At 64.3% G+C, this 15,929-nt stretch carries 16 protein-coding genes; 11 read left to right on the top strand and 5 right to left on the bottom strand.

The genetic code is table 11. The annotated features are described in order from the left end of the window. Positions 1-128: 128 nt before the first annotated feature. The gene (locus QA649_RS22565) at positions 129-1,358 is read right to left on the bottom strand and encodes an OpgC domain-containing protein (protein WP_283019128.1); all 1,230 of its coding nucleotides are present in this window, start codon (positions 1,356-1,358) and stop codon (positions 129-131) included. A 492-nt stretch (positions 1,359-1,850) separates the two neighbouring features. On the opposite strand from QA649_RS22565, the gene QA649_RS22560 reads away from it, so the two are divergent. After that, complete coding sequence (locus QA649_RS22560; protein ID WP_283019127.1) at positions 1,851-2,111, top strand: hypothetical protein; 261 nt, start codon at positions 1,851-1,853, stop codon at positions 2,109-2,111. Positions 2,112-2,383: 272 nt separating this feature from the next. Here QA649_RS22560 and QA649_RS22555 read toward each other — a convergent pair whose 3' ends face one another. Then, positions 2,384-3,721, bottom strand: coding sequence for a S41 family peptidase (locus QA649_RS22555; RefSeq protein WP_283019126.1), 1,338 nt, complete (start codon positions 3,719-3,721; stop codon positions 2,384-2,386). A gap of 296 nt (positions 3,722-4,017) precedes the next feature. Here QA649_RS22555 and QA649_RS22550 point away from each other — a divergent pair, with 296 nt between their 5' ends. The 8 genes from QA649_RS22550 to QA649_RS22515 all read left to right on the top strand — a co-directional run bounded on the left by QA649_RS22550 (position 4,018) and on the right by QA649_RS22515 (position 10,730). Further along, complete coding sequence (locus QA649_RS22550) at positions 4,018-5,151, top strand: alpha-hydroxy acid oxidase (protein ID WP_283019125.1); 1,134 nt, start codon at positions 4,018-4,020, stop codon at positions 5,149-5,151. A gap of 13 nt (positions 5,152-5,164) precedes the next feature. Further along, entirely contained in the window at positions 5,165-5,791 is a 627-nt protein-coding gene (locus QA649_RS22545; protein WP_283019124.1) for an HAD family phosphatase, read from the top strand. Between the two features lie 145 nt (positions 5,792-5,936). Continuing rightward, positions 5,937-6,131, top strand: coding sequence for a hypothetical protein (locus QA649_RS22540; RefSeq protein ID WP_283019123.1), 195 nt, complete (start codon positions 5,937-5,939; stop codon positions 6,129-6,131). A 229-nt stretch (positions 6,132-6,360) separates the two neighbouring features. Next, the gene (gene glp, locus QA649_RS22535; protein WP_283019122.1) at positions 6,361-7,572 is read left to right on the top strand and encodes a gephyrin-like molybdotransferase Glp; all 1,212 of its coding nucleotides are present in this window, start codon (positions 6,361-6,363) and stop codon (positions 7,570-7,572) included. Positions 7,573-7,748: 176 nt separating this feature from the next. After that, complete coding sequence (gene lexA, locus QA649_RS22530) at positions 7,749-8,450, top strand: transcriptional repressor LexA (RefSeq protein WP_027559402.1); 702 nt, start codon at positions 7,749-7,751, stop codon at positions 8,448-8,450. A gap of 286 nt (positions 8,451-8,736) precedes the next feature. Continuing rightward, positions 8,737-8,940, top strand: coding sequence for a hypothetical protein (locus tag QA649_RS22525; protein WP_283019121.1), 204 nt, complete (start codon positions 8,737-8,739; stop codon positions 8,938-8,940). Positions 8,941-9,134: 194 nt separating this feature from the next. After that, positions 9,135-9,566 carry a hypothetical protein gene (locus tag QA649_RS22520; protein ID WP_018642279.1) on the top strand — a complete coding sequence of 144 codons (432 nt, stop codon included), beginning with the start codon at positions 9,135-9,137 and terminating at the stop codon, positions 9,564-9,566. Positions 9,567-9,788: 222 nt separating this feature from the next. Next, the gene (locus QA649_RS22515; protein ID WP_283019120.1) at positions 9,789-10,730 is read left to right on the top strand and encodes a GAF domain-containing protein; all 942 of its coding nucleotides are present in this window, start codon (positions 9,789-9,791) and stop codon (positions 10,728-10,730) included. A gap of 9 nt (positions 10,731-10,739) precedes the next feature. Here the strand turns inward: QA649_RS22515 and QA649_RS22510 are convergent, their stop codons facing one another. After that, the gene (locus tag QA649_RS22510; RefSeq protein WP_283019119.1) at positions 10,740-13,022 is read right to left on the bottom strand and encodes a ComEC/Rec2 family competence protein; all 2,283 of its coding nucleotides are present in this window, start codon (positions 13,020-13,022) and stop codon (positions 10,740-10,742) included. A gap of 93 nt (positions 13,023-13,115) precedes the next feature. Further along, entirely contained in the window at positions 13,116-13,349 is a 234-nt protein-coding gene (locus QA649_RS22505) for a DUF2171 domain-containing protein (RefSeq protein WP_026311879.1), read from the bottom strand. A 385-nt stretch (positions 13,350-13,734) separates the two neighbouring features. Here QA649_RS22505 and QA649_RS22500 point away from each other — a divergent pair, with 385 nt between their 5' ends. Beyond that, on the top strand, positions 13,735-15,063 hold the full coding sequence (locus QA649_RS22500; protein WP_232992014.1) for an MFS transporter: 1,329 nt from the start codon (positions 13,735-13,737) through the stop codon (positions 15,061-15,063). Between the two features lie 64 nt (positions 15,064-15,127). Here the strand turns inward: QA649_RS22500 and QA649_RS22495 are convergent, their stop codons facing one another. Beyond that, positions 15,128-15,490, bottom strand: coding sequence for an SPW repeat protein (locus QA649_RS22495; RefSeq protein ID WP_283019118.1), 363 nt, complete (start codon positions 15,488-15,490; stop codon positions 15,128-15,130). A gap of 245 nt (positions 15,491-15,735) precedes the next feature. Here QA649_RS22495 and QA649_RS22490 point away from each other — a divergent pair, with 245 nt between their 5' ends. After that, positions 15,736-15,918 carry a hypothetical protein gene (locus tag QA649_RS22490; protein ID WP_028171775.1) on the top strand — a complete coding sequence of 61 codons (183 nt, stop codon included), beginning with the start codon at positions 15,736-15,738 and terminating at the stop codon, positions 15,916-15,918. The last annotated feature ends 11 nt before the right edge of the window (positions 15,919-15,929 follow it).

Below are 15,929 nucleotides of genomic sequence, written 5' to 3'. Positions count from 1 at the left end.
GATGGCTCTCTGCTCATCGAGATCGGCGATGAGGACAGCGTGGGGCGGGTCAGGCCATATAGACGCGAAGCGCCGGCAACTCTTACGCACGGAGGCGTCAAAGGCAGATGCGATCGACACGGACGTCATCATTCGCCCACCTCCCCGCCCTGCTTGGACGATCGGCTTCTGTCCACGCTTTTCGACCAGGTCCGGTAGTAGGCGACGCCCGTCATGATCCAGAGACCCGCAGCGCCAACGAGGAGCTGAGCCGGGATTCCCTCCGATCCGAAATCAAGCAGGAAATGCGCGATGAACGAAAGGAAGAGGCCGACGCAGAATACCGGCAGGGATTGCTGGCCGCATCGAATCAACGGCTGCAGCAAAGGCGACTGCAGTCCCGGCCAGTCGATCGGAACGAGCGAAACGACGATGAGCACCAGGCTCGCCAGATGGAGGACCCGATAGGCGCCGAGATTGGTCTTGTCGTTCGGTATGAAGATGGCGGCGAGTTCGTCGGGAATGTAGTCCCTGAGCCCGGGAATTCGCTCAGCCAATGTCATCACAAGCGCGAAGAGCAGGTAGCCACAGCTCATGACAAGGAGCGTGCGGGACGACAGCAGCCAGCGGCTTGCCGCCGCCCCTCCCAGGGCGAGCCAGGCTCCAAATACGAAGAGCAGTTGCCAGGCGAACGGATTGAAATACCAGACGCCAGAGGGATAGGCGGGCAAGTTCCAGCCGTAATGGCGGGCGGCCAGATAAAGGCCAAGCGAGCCGATCATCACCGCGTTGCGCCATCGCAGCATGAACCAGAGCACGACAGGAAACGCCGCCATCAGCACAATGTAGAGCGGCAGGACGTCAAGATTGAGCGGCTTGAACTTGAGGAGCAGGCCTTGCGATAGCGTCTCGACGGGAAAGTCCATCAGCGGCGCGACGTTGAACTGATCCATCAAATGAAGGTCGTCGAACCTGTGAGCGAGGTAATGCACGGCGGTGAGATAGACGAAGAACAGCAGCAGATGGGCAACATAGAGCTGCCACACCCGTCGCAGCAGCCGGGTTGCTCCGACGACGAAGCCGCGCTCCGTCATCATGGTGCCGAACACGAATGTCGCGGTGTAGCCGGAGATCAACACGAACAGATCGGCGCCGTCGCTGAAGCCGTAATTCCGCGTCGTGAACCAGACCAGCACCGAATTCGGAATGTGTCCGAGGAAGATCAGCCAGTTCGCCAGGCCGCGAAACAGATCCAGCCGGACGTCGCGCTGGGGCTTGGCCAGAACCGATCTGATCGTGATCGTCTCCCAGAGCCGGCGGCGCCAAAGAAACGCAACTTGCAGGGACCGACCGGATAACTGGATCGTCTCGTCAATCAAAAGCGTGCTTCCCATTCTTGCGCGACATTGCGGCCCGTCATCGCTGCGCGACATTGTCGCCGCTCAGTCACGTGGGCACGCTAGGTCGCGTCGTTGATGCACTTTTGACCGACATCAAACTCGGGCGATGGGCCAGCCAAATCTTTTTGTCGGCCGGGCGTGTAATGAATTGAGGCGATCCTCGTCCTCGCCTCTCCCCGATCGAAGCGGGCATCTTCCGATGACGTCTCTCGACGCCGCGGCACGTCGTCGAGAGCATGACGCGAAGCCATCGAATTCGCGCGATCATCGCAAATCTTTTTCTGTAAGAACTTCGACGCTCGTCGTCGCCTGCGGCAACTCGACGATCCGCACCTCGGCGCGCGCAGGCGTGCGCGTCGCAATTTGATTTCGCTCAACCTGGGCAACCCCACTCCGGGTTTGGTTGCACTCAATCAAGCCACCGGGACTTGATTGACACCAACTCGACAAGTTCAAACAGGAGAAACCAGAATGAGTCACCGCAAGCTGATCGTCGCTGCCGCGATCATGTCGTTCGTCGCGCTGCCTGCCATCGCGCAGACGAGCACGACGACCACGACCGATGAGAAGAACGGCCACCATTATTCGGGCGGGCCCAAGACCGAGGTCCCGCACCACATGGGCAAGAAGGAGGGCGACGGCAGCTCGACCAGCGGATCGGGCGGGAGCCACCATTACGGCGGCGGACCGAAGACGGAAGTGCCGCATCACATGGGCTCGAAGAAGGAATAATGACAATCGCGCTGTGATCCCGCGGCTTGCGGGCTGCGGGATCACCGCCTTCCAGACCGGCTCGGCGCGAGGAACGTCGCGCCCCCTCTTCAAGCTTGACGACGGCGACCGGCGATGAAGTGCTGGTCGACCGCGCCCGGCGCGCTGATCCCGAGGGTCGCCATGAGAAGCGACCTCTGCCGCGATCAACACAATTGAGACACGCCCCCAAAACGAAATCGCCCGGGAGCGGTATCCACTCCCGGGCGATCGGTGTCTGGAGATCGAAAGGTCTAGTTCGGCACCGCAGCCTTCGGCGCCGGTTTCGAGGCAACGGCATTGGCGGTGACGCCGTGGAGGAAGTCGTAGGCCGCGTGCAGGGCCTTGTCGTCCTTCTCCTCCGGCGGGACATAGGATTGCGATCCGGTCTGCTCGGTGCCGTCGGCGGCTTGCAGATGCCCGCGCATCTGGGACTCCGCCATGGTGTCCATCCGGCCCTTCAGCTCGGGCGGCACATCCTGGAGGATCTCGATGTCGGGCGCGATGCCCTGGGCCTGGATCGAGCGGCCTGATGGCGTGTAGTAGCGCGCCGTAGTCAGCGCCAGCGCGCCGTTGCCGGAGCCGAGCGGGATGATGGTCTGCACCGAGCCCTTGCCGAACGAGCGCGTGCCGATGATCGTTGCACGCTTGTGGTCATGCAGCGCCCCGGCCACGATCTCCGAGGCCGAAGCCGAGCCGCCATTGACCAGGATCACGAGCGGCTTGCCCTTGGTGAGGTCACCGCCATGCGCGGTAAAGCGCTGGGTCTCTTCCGGATTGCGGCCGCGCGTCGAGACGACCTCGCCGCGCTGCAGGAAGGCGCTCGACACCGACACGGCCTGGTCGAGCAATCCGCCCGGATTGTTGCGCAGGTCCATCACGTAGCCAACCAGCTTCTCCTGCGGCACCTGCTTGGAGATCGAGGCGATCGCCTTCTTCAAGCCGTCGGTGGTCTGCTCGTTGAACGAGGTGACGCGGATATAGCCGATATCCCCGTTCTCGACATGGAAGCGGACGGGGCGCACGTGGATGATCTCGCGCGTGATCGCGACGTCGAGCGGGGCGTCCGCGCCCTTGCGGACGATGGTGAGCTTGGTCTTGGTGTCGACCGGGCCCTTCATCTTGTTGACGGCCTGCTCCAGCGTCATGCCCTGCACGGCCTCGCCGTCGATCTTGCTGATGAGGTCGCCTGACATGATACCGGCCTTCGAAGCCGGCGTGTCGTCGATCGGCGAGACGACCTTGACGAGGCCGTCCTCCATCGTGACCTCGATGCCCAGCCCGCCGAACTCGCCGGAGGTGGTCTCCTGCATCTCGGTCCAGGCCTTGTCGTTCATGTAGCGCGAATGCGGATCGAGCGAGGTCACCATGCCGGCGATCGCACCTTCGATCAGCTTGGAATTGTCCGGCTTCTCGACATAGCTCGCCTTCACCCGCTCGAACACTTCGCCGAACAGGTTGAGCTTGGAATAGGCATCGTCCGCGCCCGCCGCCGCCCTCGCCGCCCATAGTCCGCCCTGCGGACCGGATACCAGAAGGGTCAGGCACACACCGGTGAGCGCGCCAAGGGGGAACAGCAGGGATTTCCGCATGGATGAGTTAGCCTTCTTGCTCGGGGCTCGGGAGCCGCCATGCAAATGGCGATCCAGCCCGGTTCTCACAATACCATTCAGGTTTCTTCAAGGCCGGCCCGCAACGCCGGCGGGGCACCTGCAAAAATCCCTTCGTCCCGGCCTAAACTTTTGGCAACGTTCCGAAACCGTCTCGCGCGAAACACGGGACTCGGTCGGCCGGTCCGCGCTTCGCAGCTATGCGATTTTAGGATGGTTTTGGAGAGGCGGACGGGTTAGGCGATGACACAAGGCTTCAAATTCTCGGGAGGACAACAATGAACGAAGCGCCCCGCATCCGGCCGGAACGGAACGTCGAACTCGGCGCCAGCAACGAGCCGTTCCAGAACCTGCACGAATTCATCCGGAAGGCGCGCGCCAACCTCAACCAGAATGCCTGGGACTACATCGTCGGCGCCGCCGAGACCGAGACCACGATGCGCCGCAATCGGATGGCGCTGGACGAGATCGCCTTCCGTCCCCGCGTGCTGCGCGACGTCCGCAAGGTCGATGGAAGCGTCGAGCAGTTCGGCCGCAGGATGCGCCTGCCGGTGGTGCTGGCCCCGGTCGGCGCGCTCGAGATATTTGACCCGGATGGGGCCGCGAGCGTCGCGCGCGCTGCCGGCACTTTCGGTGCGGCGCATATGCTGAGCTCGGTGTCCGAACCCGGCCTGGAGCAGACCGCCGAGGCTGCCCCCGACGCGCTGCGTCTCTACCAGCTCTATGTGCGCGGCGATGACGCCTTCGTCGCCGACGTCGTCAGCCGGGCCGAGAAGAACGGCTACGCGGCCTTCTGCCTGACCGTGGACACCGCCCATTACAGCCGTCGCGAACGTGACATCGCCAAGCGCTACGTTCGCGAAAGCCGCCTGCGCGCCACCGGCGGCGACTACCAGAAGGGACTGGAGTGGCGGACGGTGAAGATGATCAAGGACACGTTCAAGATCCCTCTGATCCTGAAGGGTATCGCCACCGCCGAGGATGCGCAGATCGCGCTCGATCACGGCGTCGAGTGGATCTACGTCTCCAACCATGGCGGACGCCAGCTCGACCACGGCCGCGGCGCCATGCATGTGCTGCCTGAAATCGTCGACGCCGTGAAAGGCCGCGCCAAGATCATGGTCGATGGCGGCTTCTGCCGCGGCACCGACATCGTCAAGGCGCTTGCGGCGGGCGCCGACCTCGTCGGCATCGGCCGGCTGCAATGCTGGGCCCTGGCCGCGGCCGGCGAAGCCGGCGTGGCGCGAATGCTGGAACTGCTGGAAGACGAGGTGCTGCGCTGCCTCGGCCTTTTGGGCGCCACCTCATTCGCCGAGGTTGGCAAGTCCTGCCTGCATCCGGCCGTCGCGACCAATGCGCCGAGCGTGTTCAGCGCGTTCCCGCTGTTCGACCACGATCCGTACCGATACTGAGGAAAGGAAGTAGGTGACCCCGCTCTCTCCCGGCAGCGCAGACGCGCTTCTGTTCGATCTCGGACGCGTGGTGCTCGACATCGATTTCTCCAGGGCGATCGCCTGCTGGGCGGGACACGCCGGCTGCAAGCCCGAAGCCATTGTCGCGCGCTATGTGCGCGACAGCGAAGCCTATCGGCTGCACGAGGTCGGCAAGATCAGCGACGCGGACTATTTCGCCTCGCTGCGCTCATCACTCGGGATCGCGATTTCCGACGCGCAGTTCCTGGAGGGCTGGAACGCGATCTTCGCCGGCGAGATGCCCGACATTGCGGAATTGTTGCCGCGTGCGGCCAGGCAGATGCCGCTCTACGCCTTCTCGAACACCAACCGGCCGCATGTCGACCATTTCTCGAAGGAATATGCCAGCCTGCTCGGCCATTTCCGCGAGCTCTACCTGTCGTCCAGCATCGGCCTGCGTAAACCGGACGCGGAGGCTTTCGACCATGTCGTGGCGGCAATCGGCGTGCCAGCGAGCCGCATCGTCTTCTTCGACGACCTCGCAGAAAACATCGAGGGGGCGCGGGCGCGCGGATTGACCGCGGTGCATGTGACCTCGCCCCGTGACGTCGGCGATGCGCTGAAAAAGCTCGGGATTTGACGGAACCGCCCCCGGTTCCCCGGAACTCGTTTGCCCGAAATGAGGAACCAAATCACTTTGTGCATTTTTGTACAGAGTTCCGGGAACGGAATCGGCCCTTCCGGACTCTTCAGTCGGTTGGAACTTCTACATTGGACCGATCGACGTGCTGGGCAAATCCTACCTCACCAAGCAAGCCTCTCTCCTGCTCGAGTTCGCAAGAACCACCTCGGACTCCGACCTATCCGCCAAGTTGATCAGCAAGGCCGCCGACCTGAAATCCCAGGCCGACCCGCTGCCCGACAAGGACCAGGGCCCCAAAGCGCCGGACGTCAGTCCGGACGAGCCGGCAGGGAGTTGACCGATGCTGGCCGTGGCGCTCGTTCTTCTCGTGCTTGCCATGGCCGTCCTCGTGCCGGTCTGCCTCGCCTTCCGGATCATGCCGCGGCGGATTTGAGGTCTCTCTTCACCACAGAGCGGATGATGCAGGTTGAATGATCCTGCGTCTCGCCTGTTTTGCCTCTGCGCCCGCACTCGGCTAAAACTCTGGCCGCCGATTTGCCGAACGTGCTCAGCAGGAGTTTTCACCCGTGGCCTTGATGCCGGTATCCGATGCGCTTGCCGCAGTGCTTGCCGGCGCGGAGCCGCTGCCTGAGGAGACGGTCTCCCTCGCCCAAGCCTTTCACCGCGTGCTCGCGCGCGACATCGCGGCGCGGCGGACGCAGCCGCCGGAGGCGATGTCGGCAATGGATGGCTATGCCGTGCGCGCGGCCGATGCGGCGACGATCGATTCCCAACTGACGGTGATCGGCGAGGTCGCGGCGGGGCGGCCGTTTGCCGGGTTGGTCGGCGCCGGCGAAGCGGTCCGCATATTCACTGGCGGCGTCGTTCCCGCCGGCGCGGATGCGATCGTGATCCAGGAGGATACGGCCGCGGACGGCAAGCGCATCACGATCAAGGAAGCAGCGATTCCCGGACGGCACATCCGGCGCGCCGGGATCGACTTTGCCGAGGGCGACGTGCTGCTGCGCAAGGGAACCCGGCTCACCGAGCGCGATCTCGCACTCGCCGCCGGGATGAATCATCCGCATTTGCCCGTGCAACGCCGTCCGAAGGTCGCGATCCTTGCCACCGGCGACGAGCTGGTGATGCCCGGCGCAACGCCCGGCCCCGGCCAGATCGTCTACTCCAACGGCTACGCCCTCCACGCACTCGCCCGCCAGGAGGGCGCCGATACCGTCGATCTCGGGGTTGCCGCCGATACGCTGGAGGCCACCACCGCCGGGATCCGCCGGGCCCGCGAGAGCGGCGCCGACATCCTGATCACGACCGGCGGCGCCTCGGTCGGCGACCACGATCTGGTCCAGCAGGCGCTCAAGGCCGAGGGCATCGCGATGTCGTTCTGGAAGATCGCGATGCGGCCGGGCAAGCCGATGATGCACGGCCGGCTCGACGCGATGCGCGTCATCGGCCTGCCCGGCAATCCCGTGTCATCCTACGTCTGCGCTTTCCTGTTCATGGTGCCGTTGATTCGCGCGCTGTCGGGCCGCACCGTGATTCATCATCGCCGCGAGCGCGCCGTGCTCGGCCGCGACCTCAATGCCAACGACCAGCGCGAGGATTATCTTCGCACGCGCCTGGAGCGGCGCGACGACGGCACGCTGATCGCCCTTCCGGTCAATCATCAGGATTCCTCGCTGCTTGCGAATCTCGCTGCAGCACAGGCACTTCTCGTGCGCGCGCCGTTCGCGCCCAAGGCCGAAGCCGGCACGCAATGCGAGGTGCTGCTGCTGCCCGTATGAACGCTATCACCACACGCGTTCCGCGAACTTTGTCGCGTTCACGGTAAATTAAGCAGTTGCGGAACATGTATCGAACATATAGTGTCCGTTCATGATTTGTTTCGAGCATGCAGCGGCTTATCGCTGAACTGAGCGTCTCGGAATCGAACGACATCAACCGGGGGATTTTGGTCGAGATGTTAACGCGCAAACAATACGAGCTCCTGCGGTTCATCAGCGAGCGACTGAAGGAAAGCGGCGTGCCGCCATCCTTCGACGAGATGAAGGACGCGCTCGATCTGCGCTCGAAATCGGGCATCCATCGCCTGATCACCGCGCTCGAGGAGCGCGGCTTCATCCGCCGCCTGCCCAACCGCGCCCGCGCGATCGAGGTCATCAAGCTGCCCGAGCTCCAGGCGGCTGCCGGCAACCGCCGCGGTTTCACGCCGAGCGTCATCGAAGGCAATCTCGGCAAGGTGCGCACGACCTCCAGCCCGCCGGCTGACGAGGGTGAGCGTCCCGTCGCCGTGCCCGTCATGGGCCGCATCGCGGCCGGCACGCCGATCGAGGCGCTGCAGACCCGCAGCCACACCATCAGCGTACCGCCCGACATGCTCGGCTCCGGCGAGCACTACGCGCTCGAGGTGCGCGGCGATTCGATGGTGGAAGCCGGTATCCTCGACGGCGACATGGCGCTGATCCAGCGCAACGAGAGCGCCGACACCGGTGACATCGTGGTGGCGCTGATCGACGACGAGGAAGCAACGCTGAAGCGCTTCCGCCGCCGCGGCGCATCGATCGCGCTCGAGCCCGCCAACGCCGCCTACGAGGTCCGCATCCTGCCGCCCAACCGGGTGAAGATTCAGGGCAAGCTGATCGGCCTGTACCGGAAGTACTGAAGCATGATCCGGAAAAGTGCACAGCGGTTTTCCGAAAAGATCATGCTCAAACAATAACCTAAAGCGCGATGACGATTCATCCCAATCTCATCGCGCTTTAGGTGCATCCTGCGGCGCCAGTTGGCGACCGCGCCTGAACGATTGGAGCGGACAATTGTCCGCTCCGGCTGGATAGTCTTTCTGGTTCTGCACAGATTATCCGGCCACTTCCCCCGCGCTAGATCCTCGGCACGCCGCGCAAAGCACGCATCGCTTTACGGGCCTTTGAGAAACCGAGGAGACAACCATGCGCGAGATCGTCTTGAGCACTGTCACGATGGCGCTGATCGTAACCTCAGTATCACCGGCTGTCGCCGCACGATCGCATCATGTCCGCAAGACGACGCCAGCGACGACGCGCGAGCAATTCCGCAGCGCACGCGACGCCGTTGCACTGCCGTCGCAACCGGCCTGGCCGTATTCGGGCTGGTCGGCACCTGCTGGCCGTTGACGAAGAAGCACGCCGAATGCACGGGACCGGGCTTTGTTCCTCGTGCATCTGAAAAAGATATTGTGATGGCGGCGTGCGGATCCAAGCCGCAGATTTGCCCACAACCAAGCAGACCGTTGTATGCTTCCACTCTGATAGAGGCGTGCGCCTCGACAAGAGGCGCGGGTCGCTATCTTCGAATGAGGAGCACCCCGATGTGTGACTACAGCCTGCACGCCGTCGCGACGCGTCCTGCCGAAGTCGGCGAGACGATCGTCACGACAACCTTCCGCGGCACTTCCACACGCGGCTTCGCCTCCGAAGCCGACATGTCCGTCGCGGTATGCCTGCTGCCGGGAACGGAGCTCGCCTTCGCCGACAACGTCCGTTACGACAATCGCTGGATCTGGACGCGCACCATCAACTCGCGCGTCGGCAAGTTCGGCAAGATCGACCCGCACATTCCAGATCGCCATCACGATGCGATCGAATTTCCCGACGGCAAATACGTGCTGGTGACTCAGCTCGTCGAAGGCCAGCGCGCAACCGTGCTGCAATTGCCGGTGACCCAGCCACTCGGCGAGCGCGAGCACAAGCCGCAGACCATCGCCGACAGGCCGACGATCACACGCCTGCCGATCGGCTGATCGTAGCTGCCCCGGCTCGCGGGTCGGGCCATGATTGAAATCGCCATCGCCGGCCGTGGCCGGCGACGTGGTGTGGTTTGCATCTTCGAAAATACCTTCGCCAGGTCACCGCCGCTCTTCTCCGTCGCACGAAGTTTGCGCTGCCCTGCCTGAATTTTGAACGTCCGTTCCGCGGGCAAATGGCCGATGCTGCCAAAAGGCTTGAGGCGGCGGACACGTTCGATGAAAACCTTCATTCGCGTCGTTGAACTCTGGGTGCCCGACCGGACGCGCATGCGGCTGGAATTCGGCGGCGGCCTCTACGGCGAAGGGCTGTCCGCGTTCAAGGCCGCAAGTGAAGAGCTGCGCTTCGGTCGGGATGAGGGGCTTCCGGGCAGGGCCTGGGCTTCCGGCCATCCCGTCATCCTCACCAAATTCGCCAACTCCTATTTCAAACGGACCGACCAGGCCCTCGCCGCGGGCCTGACTTGCGGCGTGGCCGTGCCGGTATTTTCAGGCGAATTCCTGCAAGCCGTGATGGTCCTGTTTTGCGGCGATGACGACGCGCATGTCGGCGCGATCGAGCTCTGGCACAATGATCCCGATACCTCCCACGAGATGGGACTAGTCGACGGCTACTATGGCACCGCCGACATGTTCGAGTTCAACTCGCGGCACACCCGCTTTCCGCGCGGCTTCGGCCTGCCCGGACGCACCTGGAAGGCCGGCCTGCCGCTGATCATCAAGGACCTGCACAACGCCAAGAGCTTTCTGCGCTGGGAAGACGCCGCCGAGGTCGGGATCAATCTCGGCGTCGGCGTGCCCTACCGTACCGGCACCGACCAGACCTGGGTGCTCACCTTCCTGTCCGCGCAGGCCACGCCGATTGCGCGGCGCTTCGAGATCTGGATGCCAGATGAGACCCGCTCAGCACTGGTCTTCCGCGCCGGGGATTGCAGCGCCCAGACCGATCTGGTCGCGCTCTATGCGGACAAGTCAATCACCAGGGGCGACGGCAGCATCGGCGGCGCCTGGGCCACCGGGATGCCTGCGCTCAACGATGATCTCGCGCATGACAAATCGATCGCTGCAGCCGAAGCCCGTACGTCCGGGCTAAGCCAGATGGTTGCCTTGCCGGTGATCGGGACCGCCGGGCTCGAGGCCGTGCTGGCCTGGTACCTGTAGCCCGCCTCCTCAATCCTCAGCCTGCATGTCCGCCTCGGACGGTGTCGCATCCCGGGTACGAGGCGCCGCCGCGGGCGGCGCAAGGCTCGCACCGAAATCACCCTCGCCGGCAGTCGCCGGCGCCCACGGGCGGTCTGCGCCTCTTGCTTTGACCGTCTGCACCGCAAAGCCGTCGCCCCGCCGTGTCAGCGCCAATGCGCCCTGCGCGGCAAGGCGCTGCCGGTCTACCACCATCGCCGCGCAATCCGGCGCAGCGGGCCGGGCCGTCACCACCAGCGCGGCGCGGCTGCAGTCGTCCGCCAGCGCGTCGACGCGCAAGGCCAGCGCGACCAGCCGCCCATCGGCAAGCGGCGTCACGCAGCCGGCCTCGTCGCACGACACGCCGTCGGCCAGCGTACCATTCGCGGCATCGCGCGGATCGGCGTCGGCAGCCAGCCACTCCTTCAGCAGAAAGCCATCCTTGTTCGCCCGGATCATGTGGAAGTGCCCGTCCCTGCCGCGCACCGCGACGTTCTGCCCGTCCCCCGCGATCAGGATGTCCGGCGGCCGCGCCGACAGGCCCCAGAGGATCGCAGCCAGCAGCACCAGCCCGCCTGACCAGCGCAACGGCGTACGCAACAGGCCCATGACAATGATGCCGAGACTGGCCGCGATCAGCGGCGCGATGCCGAACGCCGGGATGCGGCCGACCGCGCCGGGCAGTGCCGCCACCCAGCGCGACACCGCGACCATCCAGTCGATGCCGATGCCCATCAGCCACCAGAACACGCCATCGAGCCCGAAGGGAGCAGCGAGCAGGCCCAACAGCCCCGCCGGCATCACCAGCGCCGATACCACCGGCATCGCGCCGAGATTGGCGAGCACCCCGTAGGGCGTTACGCGATGGAAGTGGAAGGCCGCATAGGGCGTGGTCGCAAGCCCCGCGATCAGCGAGGCCAGGAACAGCATCGCGATCTCGCGGCCGCCCCACATCGCGATGCGTGCGGTCGCGGAATGGTCGGGCGATGCATACAGGTTCGGCATGCCGATCTGCACCAGCGCCACCAGCCCGAGCGTTGCCGCAAATGACATCTGGAAACTGGGGTGAACCAGCGCTTCCGGCGCCACCGCGAGCACGATCAGCGCGGCCACGGCCAGCGTGCGGAAGGTGATGGCGCGGCGATCAACCATGACGGCGATCAGCACCACCGCGGTCATGAAGAACGAGCGTTGCGTCGCGACCTCCGCGCCCGAGAGCAGAAGATAAAACGCGGCGGCAACCAGCGCCGCGGCCGCCGACCATTTCTTGATGGGGAAGCCGACTGCCAGTCCCGGGATCAAGGCCAGCAGCGCGCGCACCGCGAAGAACACGACGCCGGCAACCACCGCCATGTGATAGCCGGAGATCGACAGCACGTGGCCGAGCCCCGAGACGAACATCGCGTCATTGACGGGCGCAGTGATGGCATCGCGCCGGCCGGTCAAGAGCGCAGTCGCGATCGCGCGGTTGTCGCCTTCGAGCACGGCACGGATGCGCGCGTCGATCGCATCGCGCAGGCCCTGCATGAAGGCGGCGTAGCGCAGCCGCAAGCCGCCGGCATCCGGCGCCGCTGCGGCCGTGATGGCGCCCATCACGAAGCCGGAGGCACCGATGCCCTGGAAGAACATGTCGCGCGAGAAATCGTAGCTGCCGGGGCGCACCGGCGAGATCGGCGGCATCAGCCGCGCCTTGAGCTGCACGAAGCTGCCGACCTCGGGCGCTGTCCCCTTGCGCACCGACAGACGCACGCGCTCCAACCTGATGTCGCTGCGCTGCGCCTCCATCGCGGTCACGCGCAGCACGAAGCGATCGGTGCGCTCGCGGATGTCGCGCGTCTCGACGAAGCCCGACAACGACACTGAATAGAGCGGCTTTGCCAGAACGGTGTGCGCGATGCGCGCCGTCTTCCAGGTGGCGACGGCAAAGCCGGCCGCCACCGCCGCGATCATGATCGCAGGGGCAAACACCCGGCTCCGCCGCACCAGGACGGCGCCGAGCAGCAGCGCGATCGCCGTTGTGGCAACGACCCACAGCACCGGCTCGTGGTCGGCCGCAAAGTAGAGTCCGATGCCGCTGCCGAATGCGACGGGGACCCACGGCAACAGCCGGCCGGCGCCGGCCTCGGCGCTGGCCCATTGGCGCAATGTCCCGGCGATCGCGGACCAGAGGTCGAAGCCTGCGGGTGCAAGGCCGCCAGCGGACGCGGAGCCCCCCGCCGGCCAGGTTCCTGCGATCCCTTGCGAGACACGCTGCGGCCGGCCCGGCTCCGCCATTCCTGCACCTTACGATACGCGACTGGCTCAGAGGCTACCGGAACGTGCGGGCGGACGAATAGCGGTACAGATCGGGAACGAAGAGGGTGCGCCCTACTTTTCCTCTTCCATCGTCACGGCGACATCCGCCTTGGCCGACAGGCGCACCTTGTTGCCTTCGACACCGGCGACGAGGCCCTTGTCGATGAAGTGATGATGGCCCTTGTGGCTGCCCTCGCCGCTGTCCTTCTTGGTCAGCTTGATGCGGTTGCCCTCGACGCGATCAACGGTGCCGACATGGACGCCGTCGGCGCCGATGACTTCCATATGCTCTGCGATGTTCTGCATGGCGGGATCCTCGTTGGACCCACACAACGCCTGAAAGGCCTTTCCGTTCGTTCGCTACAAAACCGCCGGGCGCGATGGGCGAGCGTTCCGTCTCAGGACGGGGCAGTCCCGGTTCGGTCGATTGAGCCGAAAGTCTCATAAGACGCCAGCCCCGGCGGGATTACACTGCTGCTCCGCCTCCCCGGCTGACGGGCAGGTTGTGATAGCTCGCGGTACCGAAGCGACCGCTGGAGCTCTTTCTCAGGAGGCTCAAGCCTCCCTGAGATTTGGCGTTGCGGACGCCACTCGCAATTCTCGCCTGTGGCGTCGCGCAGCAAGCGTACTGCGCGAGCGAAGGACGTTGAAAAGCGCCAAGCGTAGCGTTCGAATTTGACAGGAGCAGCACATGGCAATTCAAGTACCGAGCGATTTTCGCCGCGTGATTGTTGCTGCGTCGGTGGGAAACGTCATCGAATGGTATGATTTCTATATCTTTGGCAGCCTGGCCGCAGTTCTGTCGGTCAAGTTCTTCGAGCAGTCCAACCCGGTCGCAGCCCTCCTCAGCACGATCGCGCTGTTCACTGCCGGATTCCTGATCCGTCCGTTGGGAGCTTTCCTGTTTGGATGGATGGGCGACCGGGTCGGGCGAAAATATACGTTCCTCATCACGCTGAGCGGCATGGGACTGGGTACGGGGGCAATCGGATTGATCCCGACCTACCAGTCCATCGGCTTGACGGCCGCGTTCCTTTTATTCGGCCTGCGCATGATTCAGGGTCTGTGTCTGGGCGGCGAATATGGCGGCGCCATCACCTATGTCGCAGAGCATGTTCCGGACGACAAGCGCGGCTACTACACCGGCTGGCTGCAGACCTCGCCGACTCTCGGCATCGTCGTGTCCCTAGCCGTGATAATCCTGACACGGACCTGGTTCGGCAATCAGGCGTTCGACGAATGGGCGTGGCGCGTTCCGTTCCTGGTGTCCTTCCTGCTTGTGGCCGTCGCAATCTACATTCGGCTCCAGCTCCAGGAGACACCTATCTTCCAGGAAATCAGGGCCCGCGGCCAGATGACGACGAATCCGTGGAAGGAGGCCTTCCTCAGTTCGAACGTCAAATTCATCGGGATCGCAATCGTGGTCCTGATCGGACAGGGCGTGGTCTGGTACAGTGGCCAGTTCTGGGCGCTGTACTTCCTTCAGCAGGTCTCGAAGGTGGACCCGCTGACCTCCGCCTACATCGTGGGAGCCGCGCTGCTGATTGCCACACCGAGCCTGATTTTCTTCGGCTGGCTGTCGGATCAGATCGGCCGCAAGCCGGTAATCCTGGGCGGCATGCTGCTCGCCGCGATCACGTACTATCCGCTGTATCTATGGCTGGGAGCGGTCACGCAGCCCGGCAACATCAACTATCCGACCGCAATCTTCATCATCTTCATCCTCGTTTGCTATGTTGGGATGGTCTACGGGCCGGTCGGCGCGTTCCTGGCGGAATTCTTTCCGGGCAGGATCAGGTACACGTCGGTATCGGTGCCATACCACATCGGCAATGGCTGGGGGGGTGGATTGGTGCCGTTCATCACGTCGGCGGCATTCGCGGCGACCGGGAGCATCGGCTACGCGTTGATCTACCCGATCGCGGTCCCCGCGGTATGCTTCCTGCTCGCGCTGTTCCTGATGCCGGAGACGCGCAAGATCAGCATCTGGCAGCCGGTCGAGCCCAGAACCGCATCGTAACGTCATCGCCTCTCCTCCGGCCGCCAAACGATGGCGGTCGGAGAAGAGCCGGCAACCTCTCGTCTCAGCCGGCGCGGTGAGGCCAGTGATCGTGCCACCAGGCACTGAAGTTGTGATCGGTCATCAATTCCCAGACAGCGAGCAAGATCACTAATAGGCCGGACACTACGCTGCTGACCGTGGCGGATGCGGACTCGTAGCCGACAGACCAGGGTGCCGCCACCAGAGCCAGTCCCAGCAGCATTTCGCCCCATTCTTCCAGGTCAGACGGGATGACAAAGGCTTCCACGGCAAACAGCATGACGCCCAGCCCGAGCGCGATAGTGATCCACACCGCCGCCCCGGATAAGCCGAGGACAAAGGACGACAGGACCAGCCATACGCCCACCAACAGGCTGGCAGCGTCTTGCCAATGTTGGATGCGCATGATGCTCACCTCCCTTCTGGTATTCATATGGGGGCGCAGCGATGATGAACCATCCGTCCGGCCTGCGTTGTGTTGCCGCGAGGGCCGGTCCGGGAGCCGGCGTCCAGGCCCGGCCGCCCATGCCCGGAGAGGGCCCTTGCGAGTGCGGCGCACCCGGATGCAGACTGTCGCCGCTTGACAGGTGTCAATGTCGACCGTTCCCGGTGCCGCGGAAATTCGCGCCCGGAGCAGAGGGAGATGACGCCATGCGAGAAATGGAAATCCACGACTATGCGCGGCAGTTGCTTGAAGCCCATGGCCCCAAGGCCATTGCGGAAGCCGCTCAAAACGCCATCGACCTCGAGCAGAAGGGCGAGCTCGAATTGGCAAAAACCTGGCGGCACATCGAAGATGCGATGAAGCTGATGCGCGGGCCGCACCAAAGCTGACTGCCGGCGCG

It is taken from the genome of Bradyrhizobium sp. CB1717, assembly GCF_029714325.1.
In the GTDB taxonomy this organism is placed as follows: Bacteria; Pseudomonadota; Alphaproteobacteria; order Rhizobiales; family Xanthobacteraceae; genus Bradyrhizobium.
This window is presented reverse-complemented; position numbering and strand designations above follow the sequence as displayed.

Bases quoted from the DNA above. Each gene is read 5' to 3' on its own strand.
- QA649_RS22560 (WP_283019127.1), top strand. From the start codon at position 1,851: ATGAGTCACCGCAAGCTGATCGTCGCTGCCGCGATCATGTCGTTCGTC.
- QA649_RS22555 (WP_283019126.1), bottom strand. From the start codon at position 3,721: ATGCGGAAATCCCTGCTGTTCCCCCTTGGCGCGCTCACCGGTGTGTGC.
- QA649_RS22550 (WP_283019125.1), top strand. From the start codon at position 4,018: ATGAACGAAGCGCCCCGCATCCGGCCGGAACGGAACGTCGAACTCGGC.
- lexA (WP_027559402.1), top strand. From the start codon at position 7,749: ATGTTAACGCGCAAACAATACGAGCTCCTGCGGTTCATCAGCGAGCGA.
- QA649_RS22525 (WP_283019121.1), top strand. From the start codon at position 8,737: ATGCGCGAGATCGTCTTGAGCACTGTCACGATGGCGCTGATCGTAACC.
- QA649_RS22520 (WP_018642279.1), top strand. From the start codon at position 9,135: ATGTGTGACTACAGCCTGCACGCCGTCGCGACGCGTCCTGCCGAAGTC.
- QA649_RS22515 (WP_283019120.1), top strand. From the start codon at position 9,789: ATGAAAACCTTCATTCGCGTCGTTGAACTCTGGGTGCCCGACCGGACG.
- QA649_RS22510 (WP_283019119.1), bottom strand. From the start codon at position 13,022: ATGGCGGAGCCGGGCCGGCCGCAGCGTGTCTCGCAAGGGATCGCAGGA.
- QA649_RS22505 (WP_026311879.1), bottom strand. From the start codon at position 13,349: ATGCAGAACATCGCAGAGCATATGGAAGTCATCGGCGCCGACGGCGTC.
- QA649_RS22500 (WP_232992014.1), top strand. From the start codon at position 13,735: ATGGCAATTCAAGTACCGAGCGATTTTCGCCGCGTGATTGTTGCTGCG.
- QA649_RS22495 (WP_283019118.1), bottom strand. From the start codon at position 15,490: ATGCGCATCCAACATTGGCAAGACGCTGCCAGCCTGTTGGTGGGCGTA.
- QA649_RS22490 (WP_028171775.1), top strand. From the start codon at position 15,736: ATGCGAGAAATGGAAATCCACGACTATGCGCGGCAGTTGCTTGAAGCC.